The organism is Mycobacterium colombiense, from assembly GCF_001672755.1.
GTDB classification, from domain to species: domain Bacteria; phylum Actinomycetota; class Actinomycetes; order Mycobacteriales; family Mycobacteriaceae; genus Mycobacterium; species Mycobacterium colombiense_C.
On sequence record NZ_LZKI01000046.1, the window covers coordinates 15,251 to 40,729 of the forward strand.

Annotated in this window: 1 protein-coding gene (running past one end of the window); it reads left to right on the forward strand. The window is 70.4% G+C overall.

Going from position 1 to position 25,479, the window contains the following annotated elements; all coding sequences use genetic code 11:
* Window positions 1-25,479, forward strand: partial view of a non-ribosomal peptide synthetase gene (locus A5708_RS06090; protein ID WP_065027755.1) — the 5' portion only. It continues 5,817 nt past the right edge of the window; only the first 25,479 of its 31,296 coding nucleotides appear in the window; the start codon lies at window positions 1-3; the stop codon falls past the right edge of the window.

Sequence of the window (25,479 nt, forward strand, 5' to 3'; positions counted from 1 at the left end):
GTGGAGCGTGCTGACCGGGCACTTTCTGTAACGCGGGGTCAACTGGATATCTGGCTGGCGCAGCAGACGGGCCATTTCGATGTGGCTTGGCAATTGGGTGTGCTCGTACACATTGAGGGCGCAATAGACACCAATTTGTTGCATCAAGCTATGCGACACGTGGTGAATGAGGCTGAGAGCCTAAGGGCTTCGTTCTTTGAGGCCGATGGACAGGTCTTCCAGAGGGCCGTCGAATACGACGATGTCGATCTTGTCTTCTACGATTTGACCGAGTCGCGTGATCCCGAGCGGGAAGTTCGTGAAACGGCTTCATCGATTCAGAACACGCCGATGCCGCTCACCGGCCCGATGATCAAATTCGCATTATTCCGGACCGCGCCGGAGGAGTACTACTGGTTCACGACCTGCCACCACATCGCCATCGACGGGATGGGCATTGCGCTGATCGGTCGGCGGATCGCGGCCATCTACTCCGCGCTCGCCTCCGGGAAACCGATTCCGCCCGCCTTCTTCGGCTCGCTGCATGACCTCGTCAGTGGCGAGTTGGAATACGAGGCCTCGTCCGAATTCGTTGAGGACCAGGAATATTGGACCGCGCACCGCCCCCAGGGCGACGGGGCGGCCTACCCGACGACCGCGCCCGACGATGGCCGTGACCCGTATGCACCCTCTCCGCCAGTGCAACTGGATCAGTCGGTGGTCGGCACGCTCAAAGCGCTCTCCAAGGCGCTGGGCGTCCGTCGGTCATCGGTTCTGACGGCCGCCTGCGCTCTTCTGGTGCGCGGCTGGTCCGCCGACGGCTCGGATGAGGTCGTGCTCGACTTCCCGGTCAGCCGGCGAGTCGATCCTGATTCGAAGACCCATCCCGGCATGCTTGCCGGGGTTGTACCACTTGTGTTGAATGCCGCGCCGGACACGACGTTCGCCGAGTTCTGCCAGCACGTCGACACACGATCACGAGAAGCGTTGCGGCACCAGCGATTCCCAACACGAACGCTCGACGGCGAAGGCGACTTCAGCGGTCCGAGGCAGGCGCCCAACCGTGTCGTCGTCAACTTCGTCCCGGCCCGCCTCACGCTCAGCCTCGGCGGCGTGCCGGCCACGGCGAAATACACCAGCTATGGCCCGGTGGGCCACTTCGGGCTGTTCTTCCTTGGATTCGGCGACCAGCAGTTCCTGAGCACCGTCGGTACCGGGCAACCGTTCTCCAACTTCGACGTTTCGGACCTGCGGGAGCGGCTGCAGCGGATCCTGGCGGCGATGGTGGCCCACCCCGAAGGGCACTTGTCGTCGTTGGACGTGCTGCATGCAGATGAGCATGCCCGGTTGGAAGAGGTTGGAAACACCGGGGTTTTGACCGAGCCGGTGGATTCGCCGATGTCGGTGCCGGAGTTGTTCGCCACGCAGGTGGCCCGCGTGCCCGACGCGGTGGCGCTGGTGTGCGAGGGCCTTTCGGTGACCTACCGGGAGCTGGACGAGGCGTCGAACCGGTTGGCGCATTGCCTGCTGACCCACGGTGCGGGCCCGGGACAGACTGTGGCGCTGCTGTTTTCGAGGTCGGCCGAGGCCGTCGCGTCGATCCTGGCGGTGCTCAAGACCGGCGCCGCGTATCTGCCCATCGATCCCTCGTCGCCCAAGACGCGGATCGACTTCATGCTTGCCGATGCCCGGCCGGTCGCCGCGGTGACGGCCGGGAACCTGGCTGAACGGTTCGACGGCCACGGGCTGACCGTCGTCGACACCGCCGATCCTGGGATCGACGCCCAGCCCGCCACGGCACTGCCGATGCCGAATCCTGCCGATATCGCCTACCTGATCTACACCTCGGGAACCACCGGCGTACCCAAAGGCGTTGCGGTGACTCATCGCAACGTCACTGCGCTGATGGGCACGCTGGATGCGGGTCTGCCGGCCGAAGGGGTGTGGTCGCAGTGTCACTCGTACGCATTCGACGTGTCGGTGTGGGAGATGTTCGGCGCGCTGCTGCGCGGCGGACGCGTGGTGGTGGTGCCTGAGGACACAACCCGATCGCCCGAAGAACTCCACGACGTCCTGGTGGCCGAGGAAGTCAGCGTCCTGACCCAGACGCCGTCGGCGGTCGCGATGCTGTCGCCCGAGGGCCTGGAGTCCGTGTCACTGGCGGTGGTCGGGGAGGCCTGCACGCCCGAGGTGGTCGACCAGTGGGCGCCCGGACGGGTGATGGTCAACGCCTACGGCCCCACCGAGACGACCATGTGTGTCGCGATCAGTGCGCCGCTGGCGGCGGGATCCGGCGTGCCGCCCATCGGTTCCCCGGTGCCCGGCGCGGCCCTGTTCGTCCTCGACGGCTGGCTGCGACCGCTACCACCCGGAGTCGTCGGCGAGCTGTACGTCGCCGGCGCCGGAGTGGCCGGTGGCTATGTCGGCCGAGCCGGGCTGACGGCGTCGCGGTTCGTGGCGTGCCCGTTCGGCGAGCCGGGCGCGCGCATGTACCGCACCGGCGACCTCGCGTCCTGGGGCCCCGATGGCCAGCTGCAGTATCTGGGTCGCGCCGACGAACAGGTCAAGATCCGCGGCTACCGCATCGAACTCGGCGAGGTCCAGGCCGCGCTGGCCGCACTCGACGGTGTCGACCAGGCCGTGGCAATCGTCCGCGAAGACCGACCGGGCGACAAACGACTGGTCGGTTACGTCACCGGGACCGCCGACCCGGCCGGGGCGCGCGCCGCGCTGGCCGAACGGCTCCCGACGCACATGGTGCCGACCGCGGTCGTGGCACTCGAGGCGCTGCCCCTGACGGTCAACGGCAAGCTGGACACCCGCGCGCTGCCGGCACCCGAGTACACCGCGCGCGAGTATCGCGCCCCGGGCAACGCGGTCGAGGAGATCCTGGCCGGCATTTACGCCGAGGTGCTCGGTGTGGACCGCGTCGGCGTCGACGAGTCGTTCTTCGAGCTCGGCGGCGACAGCATCCTGTCGCTGCAAGTCGTGGCGCGAGCGCGCGCCGCCGGGCTGACGTGCCGGCCGCGAGACGTGTTCGTCGAACAGACCGTGGCCCGGCTGGCCCGGGTGGCCGGCGTCGCCGACGGGACGGCCGGTGAAATCGACGAGGGCGTCGGACCGGTGCTGGCCACCCCGATCATGCGGTGGCTGCAGGGCATCGAAAGCACCGGCGGTCCGATCGGCGAGTTCAACCAGACCGTGATGGTTCAGGCCCCCGGCGGGGTGACCGAGGCCGACGTCGCAATCGTGTTGCAGGCCTTGGTGGATCGGCACGCCATGCTGCGGCTGCGCGTCGACGACGACGAAGCGGGCGGCTGGTCTCTGCAGGTGCCCGAACCGGGGTCGATGCGCGCCACCGATTGCCTGCAATCGGTGGACGAGCTGAGCGACAAGGTGCTGCTGGAAGCGCGGTCGCGGTTGAACCCGGCCGCCGGAGCGATGCTGAGCGCGCTGTGGGTCGAGTCCACCGGCCAGCTGACGGTGATCATCCACCACCTGGCCGTCGACGCGGTGTCGTGGTGGATCCTGTTGGAGGACCTCAACATTGCCTGGGCGCTGCACAGCGCCGGGCAACCGGTGGAGCTGCCGCCGACGGGCACGTCCTTTGCCCGGTGGTCGACGCTGCTGGCCGACCACGCCCACCGCCCCAACGTCGTGAGCCAGCTGAGCGCCTGGAAGAAGGTGGCCGCGACTCCCGCCGCCCTGCCCGCGGCCGACCCCGAGCTGGATACCTACGCCTCCGCCGGGCGCTTGTCGCTGCAGCTCGATGCCGAGACCACCGGGGCGCTGATCAATGACGTGCCCACGGCGTTCCACGCCGGCATCCAGGACATCCTGTTGATCGCGTTCGGCCTGGCCTGGGCCGAATTTCTCGGTGAGACAGCCGATTCGATCGGCATCGACGTCGAGGGCCACGGGCGCCACGAGGAACTCGCCTCGGACGTCGACCTGTCCCGCACCGTCGGCTGGTTCACCACCAAGTACCCGGTGTCGCTGGGCCTGGCCGGGCTGAGCTGGGCGCAGGTGGCGGCCGGTGACCCGGCACTGGGCCCGGTGATCAAACACGCCAAGGAGCAGCTGCGGGCCCTGCCGGATCCGCTGACCTATGGGCTGCTGCGCTATCTCAACAACGAGGTCGAGCTGACCGGGCCCGACCCGTCGATCGCCTTCAACTACCTGGGACGCCAAGGCGCAGCGTCCGATTCGGCGGGGGAGGGCTGGCGGATCAGCCAGGACGGGCTGTCCCTGATCGGCGCCGCCGCGGCGGTGCCGATGCCGCTGATGCACACCGTCGAGGTCAACGCCGGCACCATCGACACCGCCACCGGCCCACACCTGCATGCCGAATGGACTTGGGCGACTTCGGTTCTCGACGCAAGTCAGATCACCCGGCTGAGCCGGCTGTGGTTCGAGGCGCTGGCCGGCGTGTGCGCGCACGTGCGTGCCGGTGGGGGCGGACTGACCCCGTCGGACATCGCGCCTGCCCGCCTGAGCCAGCAGCAGATCGACGAACTGCAACGCCGGCACCACGTCGCCGACATCCTGCCGCTGACCCCGCTGCAGCAGGGATTGCTGTTCCACTCCAGCACCGCGCAGGGCAGCGACGACATGTACGCGGTGCAACTGGATTTCACGCTGACCGGACCGCTGGACCCCGACCGCCTGCGCGACGCGGTGCACACCGTCGTCAACCGGCATCCGCACCTGGCGGCCCTGTTCTGCGAGCAATACGACGAGCCGGTGCAGATCATTCCTGCCGATCCCGTCGTCGCATGGCGATACCTCGATCTCGACGGCACCGACGAGGCCGAAGCCGGCGAGCTGATCGAGCAGCTGTGCGTTTCCGAGCGCGCCGCGGTGCGCGACCTCGCCGGCCAGCCGGCGTTCCGGGTGGCGCTGATCCGCACCGCCGACCGCAGGCACCGGTTCCTGCTGACCAATCACCACATCCTGCTCGACGGCTGGTCATTGCCGATCCTGCTGCGCGAGATCTTCACCAGTTACTACGGCGAGCGGCTGCCCGCCGCGGGTTCCTACCGGGCGTTCCTCACCTGGCTGGCCGGTCGCGACCTCGACGCCGCCCGCGAGGCCTGGGGTGAGGTGCTGTACGGCTTCGAAACCCCAAGCCTGGTTGCACCGGACGGCCGATTGGGACACGGCAGCCGCGGCTTCGAAAAGACCTGCGTGCCTGAGCAAACCACCAAGGCGCTCACCGAGCTGGCGCGCTCATGCCACACCACGGTCAGCACCGTTCTGCAGGCCGCCTGGGCGGTGGTGCTGACGTCGCTGACCGGTCAGCACGACGTCGTCTTCGGCACCCCGCGGTCCCGCGTCGGCCAACTGGAGGTCGACGACGCCGAATCGATGGTGGGATTGCTGATCAACACGGTGCCGGTGCGCGCCGACATCAGCCCGACGACCACCACCGCGGAACTGCTGGCCCAGTTGCAGAACAGCCACAACGATGCGCTCGAGCATCAGCACTTGGCGCTCAGCGAGATTCACCGCGTCACCGGGCACGACCAACTCTTCGACACGCTGTTCGTGTATGAGAACTACCCCGTCGAAGACGGCATGACGCTGGGCGCCGACGGGCTGGCCATCGCCGAGATCACCAACCGCGAGTACAACCACTACCCACTGACGGTGGAGGCGCTGCCCGGCAGTGAGCTCGGCCTGCACGTCGAATACGACGCCGAGGTGTTCGACACCGCCGAAATCGCCTCGCTGCTGGACCGATTCCAGCGTGTGCTGGTGGCGATGACCACCGATCCCGCCCAGCGCCTGTCGACGGTCGAGCTGCTGGCTCGCAATGAGCGCGAGCTGGTGCTCTCGCGGTTGTCGGGCGCCGGCGTCACCGGGCCGATCGGGGTGGCGCCGGAGCTGTTGGCCTCCGCGCTGGCGACCGCCCCGGAAGCGACGGCGGTGGTCGACGGTGATCGGGAGCTGTCGTACCGCGAACTCGACGAATGGTCAACGCGGCTGGCGCGCAAGCTGATCGACGCGGGTGTCGGTCCGGAGCGCGCCGTCGGCGTGGCGATGGGCCGGTGCGCCGAACTGGTGGTCGCCTGGTGGGCCGTGGTCAAGGCCGGTGGCATCCACGCCCCGGTGGACCTCGACCATCCGGTCGACCGCGTCGCCTCCGTGCTGAACTCCGTTGACGCGGTGTGCGTGCTGACGAATGGCACCGATGAGGTCGCCGGTGCCGGGTCGCGCCCGGTCGTGCGGATCGACGGGCTGGACCTGTCCGCGCACAGCTCCGCGCCGATCACCGACGCCGACCGTCTGGCACCCCTGACCGCGCACGACTCCGCCTACGTGATCTTCACATCGGGCTCCACCGGCACGCCGAAGGGTGTGCTGGTGAGCCATGCCGGTCTACTGGGATGGGCCGCGGCGCAATGCAAGTCGTCTGGCTTGGACTCCGACACGCGGGTGCTGATGGTGGCCTCGCCGACCTTCGACGCGTCGGTCGGCGAGATGTCGATGGCCGCCGCGTCGGGGGCCGCGTTGGTGGTGGCACCGCCACAGGTGTACGCCGGCGAGCCGCTGACCGCCCTGCTACAGAGCCAGCGGGTCAACGCGGCATTCCTGACCCCGACGGTGCTGTCGTCGCTGGATCGCGCCCGGCTGCCCGGCTTCGACAAGCTGATGATCGGGGGCGAGGCCTGCCCCAAGGAACTGGTCGCCGCCTGGGCGCCCGGGCGGCGGATGTTCAACGTCTACGGCCCGAGCGAGACCACCGTGTGGGTCACCTCCAGCGCGCCGCTGTCGGCAGACGGCCCGGTTCGCATCGGCACCCCGCTTCCTGGGGTGTGCGCGGTCGTGCTCGACGCCTGGCTGAAGCCGGTTCCGGTCGGCGTGATGGGCGACCTGTATGTGAGCGGGCCGGCGCTGGGGCACGGCTACCTGGGGCGGGTGGACCTGACCGCGGAACGGTTCGTGGCCAACCCATTTGGCGCTCCAGGTGAGCGGATGTACCGCACCGGCGACCTGGTGCGCTGGACCCGCGAAGGCGACTTGGACTTCGTCGGTCGCGCCGACAGCCAAATCAAGCTGCGCGGCCAGCGCATCGAGCTCGGCGAGATCGAGAACACCTTGCTGGCCTGCCCGCAGGTCACTCAGGCCGCCGTCACTGTGCGCGACGGCGGCACCGGTTCCCATCTGGTCGCCTACGTCACGCTCGACCACACCATCAGCGCCGACCATGACGAGGACAACGTCGAAGAGTGGCAACAGCTTTACGACGACCTCTACGGCGCCGACCTCGAGTCCGGCTTCGGCGAGGACTTCCGCGGCTGGAACAGCAGCTACACCGGCGACGCCATCCCGCTCGAGGAGATGGTCGAGTGGCGCGCCGCCACCGTGGACCGGATCAACGCCCTGCAGCCGCGGCGTGTCCTCGAGATCGGTGCGGGCTCGGGGTTGCTGCTGTCGCAGATCGCCCCGCAGGCGCAAGAGTATGTGGCCACCGATTTCTCGCCGGTGGCGATCGAGAACCTGGCCCGCTCGATGGAGCGGCTGCAGCTGCCGTGGCGCGACCGGGTTGAGCTGCGAACCCAACCGGCCCACGTCACCGACGGGCTGCCGCGCGGCCACTTCGACACGATCATCCTCAACTCGGTCGTTCAGTACTTCCCCAACGCGGGATACCTGGCCGAGGTCATCGACAACGCCATGGAGCTGCTGGCCCCCGGCGGGACCGTGTTCGTCGGTGACGTCCGCAACCACAGCCTGCAGGGCGCGTTCCAGACCGCGATCGCGCTGGCCCGCGGCGGCACCTCGGCCACCGAGGCAGCCGAACTCCGCAAGCGGGTACGCCACGCCATGCTCGGTGAGACCGAATTGCTGTTGGCTCCCGAGTTTTTCACCACCTGGGCCGTCAACTGCCCGTCGGCCGGTGGCGTCGACATCCAAGTCAAACGTGGATTCGCCGACAACGAATTGAACCGGTACCGCTACGACGTCGTCATCCGCAAAGCGCCGGCACCCGTGCGCTCCGTCGCCGGCGCACCCACCTGGTCGTGGACCGAATGCGCGGGCTTGGACGGCCTGCGCGACGTGTTGGCGTCCCAACGGCCCGCCGTCGTCCGCGTCACCGACATCCCGCACGCCGGCGTCATCGCCGACGTCCGCGTCGAAGCAGCGCTCGCCGAGGGGCAACCCGTGGCCGACGCGCTCGCCCAAGCCGACTCCGTCGCCGACGCCGCGGTCGCCGAAGAGGTGCACCGCATCGGCGAGTCGCTCGGATATCGCGTTGCGGTGACCTGGGGCGCCCAATCCGGCACTCTGAGCGCCGTTTTCGTCGATGCCGCCGACACCGCACCCCTGACGGATCTCTACTTGCCGCCCACCGGGATCCGGCGCCGCACCAGCCACGCCAACGACCCGCGCACCAACACCAAGATCGGCGAGGTGCGCGAGCGGCTGAGCGCGTGGCTGCCGGAATACATGGTGCCGACGCACATCGTGGCGCTGGAGGAATTCCCGATGACCTCATCGGGCAAGCTCGACCGCAAGGCCCTCCCGGAACCGGAATACCAGGACGTGGACCGTTATCGCGCCCCGGCCACCGCGGCCGAGGAGATCCTGGTGGGCATCTACGCCCAGGTGCTCGGCCTGGAACGGGTAGGCGTCGACGACTCGTTCTTCGACCTGGGTGGCGATTCCCTGTCGGCCATGCGCTTGATCGCCGCCGTCAACACCAGCATGAACTCGGATCTCAGCGTGCGCGCCGTGTTCGAGGCGCCGACCGCGGCAGAGCTCGCGCTCCTGGCAAGCGGCGACGGTGATCGGCCGGAACCGTTGGTGGCGGGGGAGCGCCCGGCGGTGATTCCGCTGTCGTTCGCCCAGACCCGACTGTGGTTCATCGACCAATTCCAAGGGCCCTCACCGATTTACAACGTCACCGTTGCGTTGCGGCTGCGCGGGGAGCTTGACGCGGACGCGCTCGCCGCGGCGCTGGCCGATGTGGTGGGCCGCCACGAGAGCCTCCGCACGGTGTTCGCGGCAGCGGACGGAATACCGCAGCAGGTGGTTATTCCCGCCGAGCAGATCGGCTTCGGCTGCGAGGTCATCGATGCCCGCGGCTGGCCGGAGGACCGGGTGCGTGAACGCATGGCGGCAGCGGCTCAGTACGCGTTCGACCTGTCGAGCGAAAGCCCGTTACACACAGAGCTTTTCACCGTCAACGACGACGAACACATGCTGGTGGTCGCGGTGCACCACATCGCCGCGGACGGCTGGTCGATCACGCCGTTCGCGCGCGACCTGGGCGTGGCATACGCCAGCCGGTGCGAGGGGCACGCCCCCGACTGGCCGCCGCTGGCGGTGCAGTACGTCGACTACACGCTCTGGCAGCGCGCGTATCTGGGCGACGTGGAAGACGGCGGCAGCCGCATCGCCGCGCAGCTCGACTTCTGGGCAGACGCTCTGGCCGGGCTGCCCGAATGCCTGCAGCTGCCCACCGACCGGCCCTACCCGCCGGTCGCCGACCACCGCGGCGCCCGCCTGGCGGTGGACTGGCCGGCCGAGCTGCAGCAGCAGCTGCGCCGGGTGGCGCGCGAGCACAACGCGACCAGCTTCATGGTGATCCAGGCCGCGTTCGCCGCGCTGCTGTCCAAGATGAGTGCCAGTGACGATGTGGCCGTGGGCTTCCCGATCGCCGGGCGCCCCGAGCCCGCGCTCGACGAGCTGATCGGGTTCTTCGTCAACACCCTGGTGCTGCGCGTCGACGTCGCCGGGGACCCGACCTTCGCCGAGCTGCTGGCCCAGGTGCGCCGGCGCAGCCTGGCGGCCTTCGAACACCAGGACGTGCCCTTCGAACTGCTGGTGGAGCGGCTCAACCCCACCCGAAGCATGACCCATCACCCGCTGATTCAGGTCCTGTTGGGCTGGGAGAACTTCCCCGGGGAGGTCAGCGCCCCCGCGGCCGGGCTGGCACTGGGTGACCTGCAGGTCACCCCGATGCCGTTGCACACCGACACCGCCCGCATGGATCTGACGTTCTCCCTGGCCGAACGGTTCACCGAGTCCGGTCAGCGCGCGGGCATCGCCGTGACGGCCGAATACCGCACCGACGTGTACGACGCGGACACGGTCCAGGCGATGATCGAGCGGCTGCAACGGCTCTTGACCGCGGTCACCGCCGAGCCCGAGCGGCGGCTGTCCTCGGTGGATCTGCTGGATGCCAGCGAGCACGCCCGACTGGCGAAGTGGGGTAACGGGGCCATCCTGGCCGAGCCGGTGGAACCGGTGACGGTGGCGGGGTTGTTCGCCGCGCAGGCGGCCCGCACCCCGGACGCGGTGGCGCTGACGTTCGAGAACCGGTCGATGACGTACCGGGAGCTCGACGAGGCCGCCAACCGGTTGGCGCACCTGCTGGCCGAGCGTGGCGCCGGCCCGGGAGAGTTTGTCGCGCTGCTGTTTTCGCGCTCGGCCGAGGCGATCGTGTCGATCCTGGCGGTGCTCAAGTCAGGGGCGGCGTATCTGCCGATCGATCCCGCGTTGCCGGCCGCGCGCGTCGAGTTCATGCTCACCGATGCCGCGCCGATGGCCGCGGTCACCACTGCCGACCTGGCCGGCAGGTTCGACGGCTTCGACCTGATCGTCATCGACGCGGCCGACCCGGCGGTGGCGAAACAGCCCAGCACCGCGCCGCCCGCCCCGGCGCCCACCGACCTGGCTCACATCATCTACACGTCGGGCACCACCGGGGTGCCCAAAGGCGTTGCGGTAACCCAACACAACGTCGCGCAGCTGTTCGACGACCTGCGCCTCGGTTTCGCGCTGTCGGCCGAGCAGGTGTGGACCCAGTTCCACTCGTATGCCTTCGACTTCTCGGTGTGGGAGATCTGGGGAGCGCTGCTGCACGGCGGCCGGCTCGTCGTCGTGCCCGATTCGGTGTCGCGTTCACCCGAAGAGTTCCATGCTCTGCTGGTCCGCGAGGGCGTCACGGTGCTGACCCAAACCCCTTCGGCGGTGGGGTTGCTGCCCACCGACGGCCTGGACGGGACGTCGTTGGTGATCGGCGCCGAGCCCTGCCCGCCCGAGCTGGTCGACCGCTGGGCGCCGAACCGGGCGATGGTCAACGTCTACGGCCCCACCGAGACCACGATGTGGGCCTGCAAGAGCACGCCGCTGAAGGCCGGGTCGGGATTTCCGCCGATCGGCTCGCCGGTGACGCGCGCGGCGTTCTTCGTCCTGGACGAGTGGCTGCGCCCGGTGCCCGCCGGCGTGGTCGGCGAGCTGTACCTGGCCGGCCAGGGCGTCGGCGTCGGGTACTGGCGTCGCCCCGGGCTGACCGCGTCGCGGTTCATGGCCTGCCCGTTCGGCGAACCCGGCACCCGCATGTACCGCACCGGCGACCTCGTCTGCTGGGGCCCGGACGGACAGCTGCGCTACTTCGGCCGCGCCGACGAGCAGGTCAAGATCCGCGGCTACCGCATCGAACTCGGCGAAATCCAGGCCGCGCTGTCCGCGCTCGACGGGGTCGAGCAGGCCGTCGTCGTCGCCCGCGAGGACAGCCCCGGCGATAAGCGCCTGGTGGGTTATGTCACCGGGTCGGCGGATCCCGGCACGGCGCGCGCCGCGCTGGCCGAGCGCCTCCCGGCCTACATGGTCCCGGCCGCGGTGGTGGTGCTCGACGCGCTGCCCGTCACGGTCAACGGCAAGCTCGACGCCCGCGCCCTGCCGGCGCCCGACTACCGGGCCGTCGACAACTACCGCGCCCCGAGCACCGCGGTCGAGGAGATCCTCGCCGGCATCTACGCCCAGGTTCTGGGCGTCGAACGGGTCGGCGTGGACGACTCGTTCTTCGACCTGGGCGGCGATTCGCTGTCCACCATGCGCCTGGTCACCGCGATCAACGCCGCGCTGCACAGCGACCTTCCGGTGCGCGTCGTCTTCGAGGCGCCCACCGTCGCGCAGCTGGCACCGCGGGTCGCGGAGAATGCCGGCGGCCTGGAGCCGCTGGTGGCCGGTGAGCGGCCCGCGGTAGTCCCGTTGTCGTTCGCGCAGAACCGGTTGTGGTTCGTCGACCAATTCCAGGGCCCCTCACCGCTGTACAACATGGCGGCCGCGCTGCGGCTGCGCGGGCAGCTCGACACCGAGGCCCTCGGCGCGGCGCTGGCCGACGTGGTGGCCCGCCACGAAAGCCTGCGCACCCTGTTCCCGGCGCACGAGGGAACCCCCCAACAGGTGGTGGTGCCCATCGAGAGCGCCGAATTCGGCTGGAATGTCGTCGACGCCACCGCATGCTCGGCCGGCCAGCTGGACGACGCGATCAAGGCGGCGACTCGCTACACATTCGACCTGGCAGCCGAAATCCCCATGCGGGCACAGCTTTTCGCGGTCGCTGCGGACGAGCATGTGCTGGTGATCGTGGTGCACCACATCGCCGCGGACGGCCTGTCGCTGACGCCGCTGGGCGCCGATTTGAGCGTGGCCTACACCAGCCGGTGCGCCGGACACACCCCTGGCTGGACCGAATTGGCGGTGCAGTACATCGATTACACCTTGTGGCAGCGGGCCCAATTCGGTGACCTCGCCGACAGCACCAGCCGCATCGGCACCCAGCTGGCCTACTGGGAGCAGGCGCTGGCCGGCATGCCCGAACGGCTGCAGCTGCCCACCGATCGGCCCTACCCGCCGGTGGCCGATCAGCGCGGTGACAGTGTGGTCGTGGACTGGCCGGCCGAGCTGCAGGAGCAGGTGCGCCGCCTGGCTCGCGAACACAACGCGACCAGCTTCATGGTGGTGCAGGCCGCCCTGGCGGTGCTGCTGTCCAAGATCGGCGCGAGTTCCGATGTGGCGGTGGGCTTCCCGATCGCCGGGCGGCGCGATCCCGCCCTCGACCAGCTGGTCGGGTTCTTCGTCAACACCCTGGTACTGCGGGTCGACCTGGCCGGCGACCCCAGCTTCGCCGAACTGCTGCAGCGCGTACAGGCGCGCAGCCTGGCGGCGTTCGAGCACCAGGACGTGCCGTTCGAGGTGCTGGTGGAGCGGGTCAACCCGACCCGGAGCCTGACGCACCACCCGCTGGTGCAGGTGATGTTGGCCTGGCAGAACTTCGCCGGGCATGACGACCCGGCCGCCGGTCTGGCGCTGGGCGACCTCGAGGTCACCTCCGTGCCGGTGGAGGACCAGTCGGCCCGCATGGACCTGGTGTTCTCGCTGGCCGAGCGCTGGAACACCGCCGGCGAAGCCGCCGGCATCGGCGGGCGGGTCGAATTTCGCACCGACGTGTTCGACGCGGCCACCATCGAGACGCTCATCGCGCGGTTGCAGCGGGTGCTGACGGCGATGACCGCCGATCCCACGCACCTGCTGTCGTCGGTGGACCTGCTCGACGAGGCCGAGCACGCCCGCCTGAAAGAGCTTGGCAACAACGGTGTTCTGACCGGGCCTGCAAGCGCACCCGCGTCGGTGCCCGAACTGTTCGCCACCCGGGTCGCCGCCGCGCCGGACGCCGTCGCGCTGGTGTGCGAGGGCCTCTCGGTGACCTACCAGGAGCTGGACGAGGCGTCGAACCGGTTGGCGCATTGCCTGGTGGAGCATGGCGCCGTTCCGGGACAGACTGTGGCGCTGCTGTTTTCGCGGTCTGCCGAGGCGATCGCGTCGATCCTGGCGGTGCTCAAAACCGGGGCGGCCTACCTCCCGATCGATCCCTCCTCGCCGGACACCCGGATCGAGTTCATGCTCGGTGACGCCAAGCCGGTCGCCGCGGTCACCACCGCCGACCTGGCCGGGCGGTTCGACGGGTATGACGTGTCCGTCATCGACGTCGACGATCGACGCATCGACACCCTGCCCGAAACGGGGCTGCCGCTGCCGACGGCGGACGGTGTCGCCTACCTGATCTACACCTCGGGCACCACCGGTGTCCCCAAAGGCGTTGCCATCACTCACCGCAACGTGACCCAGCTACTGGGATCGCTGGACGCCGGCCTGCCGGCGGCGGGGGTGTGGTCGCAAAGCCACTCGCTGGCGTTCGACGTCTCGGTGTGGGAGATCTTCGGCGCGCTGCTGCGCGGCGGCCGGCTGGTCGTGGTGCCCGACTCCGTCGCGCGCTCTCCGCAAGACCTGCACGACGTCCTGGTCACCCAGAAAGTCAGCGTGTTGACCCAGACCCCGTCGGCGGTGGCGATGCTCTCGCCCGAGGGCCTGGAGTCGGTGTCGCTGGTGATGGCCGGTGAGGCCTGCCCGGCCGAGGTGGTCGACCAGTGGGCGCCCGGACGGGTCATGGTCAACGCCTACGGCCCGACCGAGACCACCATGTGCGTGACCATCAGCGCGCCCCTGGCGCCGGGCTCGGCAGCCAACGGGCCGGTGCCGATCGGGTCCCCGGTGCCGGGGGCGGCGCTGTTCGTGCTCGACGAGTCGCTGCGGCCGGTGCCCCCCGGCGTCGTCGGCGAGCTGTACGTCGCCGGATCCGGTGTGGCCGCGGGATATGTCGGCCGCCCCGGCCTGACCGCATCGCGGTTCGTCGCCTGCCCGTTCGGCGGAGCCGGCACCCGCATGTATCGCACCGGCGACCTGGTGCGGTGGAACGCCGACGGCCAGCTGCAGTACTTCGGACGCGCCGACGAGCAGGTCAAGGTCCGCGGCTACCGCATCGAACTCGGCGAAATCCAGTCCGCGCTGGCCGGATTCGACGGCGTCGATCAGGCCGTCGTCATCGCCCGCGAGGACCGTCCCGCTGCCTTGCGCCTCGTCGGCTACATCACCGGCAGCGCCGACGCGACCGTGGTGCGCGCCGCGCTGTCCGAACGGCTGCCCGCCTACATGGTCCCGGCCGCGGTGATGGCACTCGACGCACTTCCGTTGACCGCCAACGGCAAACTCGACACCCGTGCCCTGCCGGCACCGGAATACACCGCCGGTGAATACCGCGCCCCGGAAACCCCCACCGAAGAGATCCTGGTCGGCATCTACGCCGAGATCCTCAACGTCGAACCGCCCCAGCTGGTGGGCGTCGACGACTCCTTCTTCGACCTCGGCGGCGACAGCATCTCGGCCATGCGCCTGATCGCCGCGATCAACGCGAGCCTGGACGCCGATCTCGCGGTGCGCGTCGTGTTCGAGGCGCCCACGGTGGCCCAGCTGGCGCCCCGGATCGGCGAGGGCGGAACCGGACTGGAGCCGTTGACGGCCGGTGAGCGGCCCGCGGTCGTCCCGCTGTCGTTCGCGCAGAACCGGTTGTGGTTCCTCGATCAATTGCAGGGTCCCTCAGCGGTGTACAACATGTCGTCCGCGCTGCGGTTGGACGGCCGGCTCGACGCCGATGCGCTCGGCGCCGCGCTGGGCGACGTGGTGGCCCGCCACGAGAGCCTGCGCACCCTGTTCGCGGCCCCCGAGGGGACCCCGCAGCAGGTGGTAATCCCCGCGGACAAGGCCGATTTCGGCTGGGAGGTCGTCGACGCCGGCGGCTGGTCGGCAAGCCAGCTGGAAGAGGCGATCGGCGCCACGGCCCGCTACACCTTCGACCTGTCGGCCCAAATTCCGTTGCGGGCCGAGCTTTTCCGGCTCCGCGACGACCAGCACGTGCTGGTGGCCGTGGTGCATCACATCGCCGCCGACGGCATGTCCATCACCCCGCTGGTGCAGGACCTGGGGGTGGCGTATGCCAGCCGGGCCGCCGGACGCCGCCCCGACTGGACGCCGCTGCCGGTGCAGTACGTCGACTACACGCTGTGGCAGCGCGCGCAATTCGGCGACCTGGACGACGGCAACAGCCGCATCGCCGCCCAGCTGTCCTACTGGGAAGACGCCCTGACCGGGATGCCCGAGCGGGTGCAGCTGCCCACCGACCGGCCCTACCCGCTGGTGGCCGACCAGCGCGGCGCCACGGTCGAAATCGACTGGCCGACCGAGCTGCAGCGCCGCCTCGGCGAAGTGGCCCGCCAGCACAACGCCACCAGTTTCATGGTCGTCCAGACCGCGCTGATGGTGCTGTTGTCCAAGATCGGCGCCAATCCCGATGTGGCCGTGGGCTTCCCGATCGCCGGCCGGCGCGACCCCGCGCTCGACGAGCTGGTGGGCTTCTTCGTCAACACCCTGGTGTTGCGCGTCGACGTCGCCGGCGACCCCACCTTCGCCGAGGTGCTGTCGCAGGTGCGCCAGCGCAGCCTGTCCGCCTACGAGCACCAGGACGTGCCGTTCGAGGTGCTGGTGGAGCGGCTCAACCCGACCCGCAGCCTGACGCATCACCCGCTGGTCCAGGTGATGCTGGCCTGGCAGAACTTCGCCGGCCACGACAGTGGCGGCCCCGCGGCCGGGCTGTCGCTGGGCGACGTCGACGTCACACCGATACCGGTGGACACCCAGACCGCCCGCATGGACCTGACCCTCTCGCTGGGCGAGCGCTGGACCGACGGCGGTGAGCCCGCCGGCATCGGCGGCACCGTCGAATTCCGCACCGACGTCTTCGACGCGGCCACCATCCAGGCGCTGATCGACCGGCTGCAGCGCGTGCTGCTCGCGATGACCAGCGATCCCGCGCAGGCGGTCTCGGCGGTCGACCTGCTCGACGGCGCCGAACACGCTTGGCTCGACGAGATCGGCAACCGCGCCGCGCTGACCGGATCGGCGACCCGCACCGATTCCATCCCCGCGCTCTTCGCCGCCCAGGCGGCCCGCACCCCGGACGCCGTCGCGCTGGTCTGCGACGGCAGTTCGCTGACCTACCGCGAGCTGGACGAGGCGTCGAACCGGCTGGCGCACAGCCTGACGGCCCACGGCGCCGCTTCGGGACAGACTGTGGCGCTGCTGTTTTCGCGCTCGGCCGAGGCGATCGTATCAATCCTGGCCGTGCTCAAGTCCGGAGCGGCCTACCTGCCGATCGATCCGGCGCTACCCGAGTCCCGGATCGGATTCGTGCTCGGCGACGCCGCCCCCATCGCCGCGATCACCACCGCGGAGCTGACCGACCGGTTCGACGGCCACGACGTCAAGGTCATCGACGTCAACGACCGCGCCATCGACAGCCAGCCCAGCACCGCGCTGCCGGCGCCGGATCCGGAGAACCTCGCCTACCTGATCTACACCTCGGGCACCACCGGTGTCCCCAAAGGCGTTGCCGTCACGCATCGCAACGTCACCCAGCTGCTGACCTCCGGCGACTCGGGACTGCCGCGCGCCGGCGTGTGGTCGCAATGGCATTCGCTGGCGTTCGACGTCTCGGTGTGGGAGATCTTCGGCTCCCTGCTGCACGGCGGCCGATTGGTCGTGGTGCCCGAATCGGTCGCGCGCTCACCCGAAGACCTGCACGCACTGCTGGTCGCCGAACAGGTCACCGTACTCAGCCAGACCCCGTCCGCGGCCGGTGCGCTCTCGCCCGCCGGGCTGGAGTCGGTCACGCTGGTGGTCGCCGGTGAGGCCTGCCCGTCCGAACTGGTGGACCGGTGGGCGCCGGGCCGGGCGATGATCAACGCCTACGGCCCCACCGAGGCCACGGTCTACGCCGCCATCAGCGCGCCGCTGGAGGCGGGAGCGCCGGGCGTGGTGCCGATCGGCTCGCCGGTACCGGGCGCGGCGTCGTTCGTGCTCGACGAATGGCTGCGGCCGGTGCCCCCCGGCGTGGTCGGCGAGCTGTACGTGGCCGGCGCCGGAGTGGCTTGCGGCTACTGGCAGCGGGCCGGCCTGACCGCATCGCGTTTCGTGGCATGCCCGTTCGGCGAGCCCGGCGCGCGCATGTACCGCACCGGTGACCTGGTGCGCTGGCGCGCGGACGGGCAGCTGGACTACCTCGGCCGCGCCGACGAGCAGGTCAAGATCCGCGGCTACCGCATCGAACTCGGCGAGGTGCGCACCGCACTGGCGTGGGTGGACGGCGTCGAGCAGGCGGTCGTGGTGGCCCGCGAGGACCGCCCCGGTGACAGGCGCCTCGTCGGTTACGTCACCGGCACCGCCGACCCGGCCGCCGTGCGTGCCGCGCTGGCCGAGCGGCTGCCGGGCTACATGATCCCGACCGCCGTGGTGGTGATGCGGGCCCTGCCGCTCACCCCCAACGGCAAGCTCGACACCCGCGCCCTGCCCGCGCCGGACTATCAGGACGCGGACCGGTATCGCGCCCCCGACAACGCCATTGAAGAAATTCTGGCCGGAATCTTCGCGCAGGTGCTCGGCCTCGAGCGCGTCGGCGTCGACGACTCCTTCTTCGACCTTGGCGGCGACAGCATCTCGTCGATGCAGGTGGTGACGCGGGCTCGGGCCGCCGGCCTGGTGTGCAAGACGCGCGACATCTTCGTCGAGCAGACCGTGGCCCGGCTGGCCCGGGTGGCCGAAGTGGTCGACGCCGAATCCGCCGTGGCCGACGAGGGCCTCGGGCCGGTGCAGGCCACCCCGATCATCCGGTGGCTGCAGGACGTGGAAAGCGCTGGCGGACAAGTCGATCAGTTCAATCAGACCATGCTGGTGCAGGCCCCCGCCGCGGTCACCGAGACCGACGTCGTCACGGTGCTGCAGGCGCTGCTGGACCGCCACGCCCTGCTGCGGCTGCACGTCGACAAGGACGCCGCCACCGGCTGGTCGCTGACGGTGCCCGAGCCCGGCTCGGTGGATGCCCGCGCGTGCCTGCACACGGTGGACGAACTGTCCGACGAGGCGGTCATCGAGGCGCGGTCGCGGTTGAACCCGGCCGCCGGCGTGATGCTCAGCGCGGTGTGGGCGAGCGCCACCCGACAACTGGTGGTCATCGTGCACCACCTGGCCGTCGACGGCGTGTCCTGGCGAATCCTGTTGCAGGACTTGAACATCGCGTGGGTCCAGCATCACAGCGGGCAGCCCGTGACGCTGCCGACGGCGGGCACCTCGTTCGCCCAGTGGTCGTCGCGGCTGGCCGAGCACGCGCACCACCCGGACGTGGTGGATCAGGCCGACACCTGGAAACGGGTGGCGGCCACGCCCGCGGCGTTGCCCGCGGTGCGCCCCGACGCGGACACCTTCGCCACGGCCGGACACCTCGCCATGGAGCTTGACACCGAGACCACCGGCACGCTGCTCGGTGACGTGCCCGCCGCGTTCCACGCCGGCGTGCAAGACATTCTGCTGATCGCGTTCGGGTTGGCGTGCGCCGAGTTCGCCGGCGATCCGGGCGCGCCGGTCGGCATCGACGTCGAGGGCCACGGACGCCACGAGGAACTGGGCCGCGACGTCGACCTGTCCCACACCGTGGGCTGGTTCACCACCAAATACCCGGTTTCCCTTGCGGTACAGGGTATTTCGTGGGCGCAGGTGACCGCAGGCGGCGCCGCGCTGGGCGCGGTGCTCAAAGACGCCAAGGAACAGCTGCGGGCCCTGCCGGATCCGCTGGGCTACGGGCTGCTGCGCTACCTGAACACCGACGTCGACCTGGACGCCCCGGAGCCGCCGATCGGCTTCAACTACCTGGGACGCCAGGGCGGTGCGGCCGAGCTCACCGACGACATGTGGCGCCCCGAGCCCGACGGCTGGTCGGTCACCCGCGCGGCGACCGCGATCCCGATGCCGCTGATGCACACCGTCGAGCTGAACGCGGTCACCGTCGAGGCCGAGGGCGGCCCGCAGCTGCACGCCAACTGGACCTGGGCGCCCTCGGCGCTGAACGACGAGCAGGTGACCCGCCTGGGCCGGCTGTGGTTCGAGGCCCTCGCCGGCATCTGCGCCCACGTGCGTTCCGGCGGCGGCGGCCTGACGCCGTCGGACATCGCGCCCGCCCGCCTGAGCCAACAGCAGCTCGATCAGCTTGCGCGGCAACACCACATCGCCGACGTGCTGGCGCTGACCCCGGTCCAGCAGGGCCTGCTCTTCCACGCCAACACCGCGCAGGCGACCGAGGACCTCTACGCGGGCCAGCTCGACATCAGCATCACCGGCCCGCTCGACCCCGACCGGTTGCGCGACGCGGTGCAGACGATGATCGGGCGTCATCCCAACCTGGTGGCCCGGTTCTGCGACCAGTACGACGAGCCCGTCCAGGTCATCCCGGCCGACCCGGCGGCGGCCTGGCAGTACCTCGAGCTGGACGGCGACGCCGATGCCGACGCGCGGGTTCAGCGGCTGTGCGCCGCGGAGCGCGCCGCGGTCTGCGGCGACCTCGCCGACCAACCGGCCTATCGGGTGGCGCTGCTACGCACCGCACCCGAGCGCTACCGGCTGGTGCTGACCAACCACCACATCGTGCTCGACGGCTGGTCGATGCCGATCCTGCTCGGGGAGATCTTCGCCGTCTACTACGGCCAGCGCCTGCCGGCGGCCGCGCCCTACCGCGGTTTCGTCGACTGGCTGGCCGAGCGCGACCTCGATGCCGCCCGCGCGGCCTGGGCCGAGGTCTTCGCCGGCTTCGACGCCCCGACGTTGGTCGGTCCGCAGGACCGCACCGAGCTCGGAGAGCAGAGCGTCGAGTCGTACTCGCTGCCGGCCGAACTCAGCCAGGCCATCACCGACCTGGCCCGCTCGCGCCACACCACCGTCAACACCGTGCTGCAGGCCGCCTTCGCGCAGCTGCTGTGCGGCCTGACCGGCCAGGGCGACGTCGTGTTCGGCACCACCGTGTCGGGCCGGCCCGCCGAGGTCGCCGGCGCGGACACCATGGTGGGCCTGCTCATCAACACGGTGCCGGTGCGGGCGAACATCACCGCGACCACCACCACCGCCGAACTGCTCGACCAGTTGCAGGGCGCGTACAACCACACGCTCGACCATCAGCACCTGGCGCTCAACGAGATTCACCGCATCACCGGACAGGACCAGCTGTTCGACACGCTGTTCGCGTACGAGAACTATCCGATCGACGCCGGCGCACTGTCGGCCGACCAGGAGCTGGCCGTCACCGACATCACCAGCCGGGAATCCACCCACTACCCGCTGACGGTGCAGGCCCAGCCCGGCAAGGAACTGCGCCTGCAGATCGAATACGACACCGACGTCTTCGACGCGGCACGAATCGCGACGCTGATCGAGCGGCTGCGGCGGCTGCTGGTCGTCATGACCACCGACCCGGCGCGGCGCTTGTCGTCGATCGACGTGCTCGACGACGCCGAACACGACCGGCTGGACGCGTGGGGCGACCGGGCCGTACTCGCCCAGCCCAGCACTGAAACGTCGATCCCGGCGCTGTTCGCCGCGCAGGCCGCGCGCAGCCCGCGGGCCAAGGCAGTGACCTTCGAGGGCCGGTCCATGTCGTACCGTGAGCTCGACGAGAAGTCGAACCGGTTGGCGCACTTGCTGATTGAGCGCGGTGTGCGCCCCGGCGAGGCCGTGGCCCTGCTGTTCGGAAAGTCGGCGGACGCGATCGTGGCGATCCTGGCGGTGCTGAAAACCGGTGCGGCCTACCTGCCGATCGACCCGGCGCTGCCGGCCGCCCGCATCGATTTCATGCTCACCGACACCGCGCCGATGGCCGCGGTCACCGTCGCCGAGCTCACGGACAAGCTCGACGCCCACGACCTGATCGTCATCGACATCAACGACCGCGCCGTGGCGTGTCAGCCCCGTACGGCCCTGCCGGCGCCGGCGCCGGCGCACGTCGCGCACATCATCTACACGTCGGGCACCACCGGTGTGCCCAAGGGCGTGGCCGTCAGCCACCACAACGTGACCCGGCTGTTCGACGCGCCGGCCGTCGGCGTCGAGCTGTCGGCCGACCAGGTGTGGACCCAGTTCCACTCGTACGCCTTCGACTATTCGGTGTGGGAGATCTGGGGTGCGCTGCTGCACGGCGGGCGGCTCGTCGTGGTGCCCGATTCGGTGGCCCGTTCACCCATGGAATTCCACGCCCTGCTGGTCGCGGAGAAGGTCACCGTCTTGAGCCAGACCCCGTCCGCGGTGCGCATGCTGTCGCCGCAGGGCCTGGAGTCCGCGGCGCTGGTGATCGGGGCCGAGCCCTGCCCGCCCGAGCTGGTGGACCGCTGGGCGCCCGGACGCACGATGCTCAACGTCTACGGCCCGACCGAGGCCACCATCTTCTCGTCGATGAGCACGCCTTTGACGGTCGGGCCCGCGGGCTCGGGAGCGCCGCCGATCGGTTCCTCGGTGCCCGGGGCGGCGCTGTTCGTCCTCGACGGGTGGCTGCGCCCGGTGGCGGCCGGAGTGGTCGGCGAGCTGTACGTCGCCGGTCGCGGCGTCGGCTACGGCTACGTGCGACGGGCCGGGCTGACCGCGACGCGCTTCGTGCCCTGCCCCTTCGGCGAGCCGGGATCGCGCATGTATCGCACCGGGGACCTGGTGTGCTGGGGCCGAAACGGGCAGCTGCACTACCTCGGCCGCGCCGATGAGCAGGTGAAGATCCGCGGCTACCGCATCGAGGTCGGCGAGGTGCGATCGGCCCTGGCCGCGCTCGACGGCGTCGACCAGGCGGTCGTCATCGCCCGCGAAGACCGGCCCGGCGACAAGCGCCTCGTCGGCTACATCACCGGCGCCGCCGATCCCGCCGAGGCCCGCGCGCAGCTGGCCGAGCGGCTGCCGGCCTACATGGTCCCGGTGGCGGTGGTGGTGCTCGACGCGCTGCCGATGACCCTCAACGGCAAGCTCGACGTCCGCGCCCTGCCCGCACCCGAGTACTCCGCGGCCGGGTATCGCTCGCCGACCACGCCCACCGAGGAGATCCTGGCGGGCATCTACGCCCACGTGCTCGGTGTCGAGCGCGTCGGCGTCGACGACTCGTTCTTCGACCTCGGCGGCGACAGCATCTCCGCGATGCGGGTGATCGCGGCCGTCAACAGCGCCATGGACGTCGGCGTCCCGGTCCGCGTCATCTTCGAGTCACCCACCGTCGCGCAGCTGGCGCCGCGCATCGGCGAGGACACAAGCCGGCTGGACCCGCTGGTGGCGGGCGAACGGCCGGCGGTCATCCCGCTGTCCTTCGCGCAGAGCCGGCTCTGGTTCCTCGACCAGCTGCAGGGACCGTCGCCGGTCTACAACATGGCGGCGGCGCTGCGGATGCACGGACGCCTCGACGTCCGGGCGCTGGGCGCGGCGCTGGCCGACGTGGTGGCTCGCCACGAGAGCCTGCGCACCGTGTTCGCCGCCACCGACGACACGCCGCAGCAGGTGGTGATCCCGGTCGAGCAAGCCGATCTGAGCTGGCGGACCGTGAACGCTCGCGGCTGGTCGGCGAGCCGGCTGCGCGAGGCCATCGACGCCGCGGCTCTCGAGACCTTCGACCTGGCCACCCAGATCCCGTTGCGCGCTTCGCTGTTCCGCGTTGACGACGACGAGTACGTGCTGGTCGCCGTCGTGCACCACATCGCCGCGGACGGCTGGTCGCTGCGGCCGCTCGTCCGCGACCTGGGAATGGCGTACGCCAGCCGGTGCGCCGGGCGGGCCCCCGAGTGGGAGCCGCTGGCTGTGCAGTACGTCGACTACACGCTGTGGCAGCGCGCCCAGTTCGGCGAGCTCGCCGACAGCGGCAGCCGCATCGCCGGGCAGCTGGCCTACTGGCAGGACGCGCTGGCCGGCATGCCGGAGCGGTTGCAGCTGCCCACCGACCGGCCCTACCCGCCGATGGCCGACCAGCGCGGTGCGGCCGTCGAGGTGGACTGGCCGGCCGACCTGCAGCAGCAGGTCGCGGGGCTGGCCCGCGAGTACAACTCGACCAGCTTCATGGTGGTGCAAGCCGCCCTGGCCGTTCTGCTGTCCAAGATCAGCGCCAGCACCGACGTGGCGGTCGGCTTCCCGATCGCCGGCCGGCGCGACCCCGCGCTCGAAAACCTGGTCGGCTTCTTCGTCAACACTCTGGTGCTGCGGGTCGACCTGGCCGGCGACCCCAGCTTCACCGACCTGTTGACCCGGGTGCGCACGCGCAGCCTGGAGGCGTTCGAGCACCAGGACGTGCCGTTCGAGGTGTTGGTGGAGCGGGTCAACCCGACCCGGAGCCTGACGCATCACCCGCTGGTGCAGGTGATGCTGGCCTGGCAGAACTTCGCCGGGCAGGACAGCGAACCGGGCGCCGGGCTGGCGTTGGGCGACGTGCAGGTCACGTCGATTCCGCTGGACACTCAGGTCGCCCGGATGGATCTGGTGTTCTCGCTGGCCGAGCGCTGGGCCGAGGACAACGAGCCCGCCGGGATCGGCGGGCGGGTGGAGTTCCGCACCGACGTGTTCGACGCGGAGACGATCCGGAGGCTGATCGACCGCCTACAGCGCGTCCTGGAGGCGATGACGGCCGATCCCACCCGCGCGCTGTCGACGGTCGATCTGCTCGACCGGCACGAGCACGCCCGCTTGGACGCTCTCGGCAACCGCGCGGCGCTGACCGCGCCCGCCACCACCGACGCGTCGGTGCCGGCGTTGTTCGCCGAGCAGGTGGCGCGCACCCCGGACGCGGTGGCGCTGCGCTGCGACGACCGCTCGTGGACCTATCGCGAGCTCGACGAGGCCGCCGACCGGCTGGCCCACCGCCTGGCCGGGCTGGGCGTCAGCCGCGGCGAGCGGGTCGCGCTGCTGTTCCCGCGTTCGGCCGAGGCGATCGTGGCGATCCTGGCCGTGCTCAAGGCCGGGGCCGCATATCTGCCGATCGACCCAGGGCTGCCGGCCGAGCGGATAGGGTTCATGCTCGCCGACGCCGCGCCGATGGTCGCGATCAGCACCGCCGAGCTGGCGGAGCGGCTGTACGGCCACCACGTCGTCGTCATCGACGTCGGTGATATCTGGGCCCCCGCCGTCCCGAACCTCAATGCCCAGCCGTCGACCCCGTTGCCGATGCCGAGCGCCGACGACATCGCCTACCTGATCTACACCTCCGGCACCACCGGTGTGCCCAAAGGCGTTGCCGTCGCGCACCGCAACGTCGCGCAGCTGCTGGCGTCGGGGGAGTCCGGCCTGCCCCGCGAGGGCGTCTGGTCACAGTGGCACTCGCTGGCCTTCGACGTCTCGGTGTGGGAGATCTTCGGCGCGCTGCTGCAGGGCGGGCGCCTGGTGGTCGTCCCCGACTCGGTGGTCCGGTCGCCGGACGACTTCCACGCGCTGCTGGTCGCCGAAGGCGTCACCGTGATCAGCCAGACCCCGTCCGCCGCCGACGTGCTGTCGCCCGAGGGGCTCGAGTCCGCGGCGTTGGTCGTCGCCGGTGAGGCCTGCCCGACCGAGCTGGTCGACCGGTGGGCCCCCGGCCGCGCGATGATCAACGCCTACGGCCCCACCGAGGCGACGGTGTACGCCGCGGTCAGCGCGCCGCTGCAGGCGGGATCGCCCACTACCGCGCCAGTGCCCATCGGCTCCCCGGTGCCCGGCGCCGCGGCGTTCGTGCTGGACGAATCCCTGCGACCGGTGCCGCACGGCGTGGTCGGCGAGCTGTACGTCGCCGGCGGCGGCGTCGCGGCCGGCTACTGGCGCCGCGCCGAACTGACCGCATCGCGCTTCGTGGCCTGCCCGTTCGGCGCGCCCGGCGCACGCATGTACCGCACCGGCGACCTGGTGCGCTGGGGCGCCGACGGGCAGCTGCAGTACCTGGGCCGCGCCGACGAGCAGGTCAAGATCCGCGGCTACCGCATCGAACTCGGCGAGGTGCGCTCGGCGCTGTCC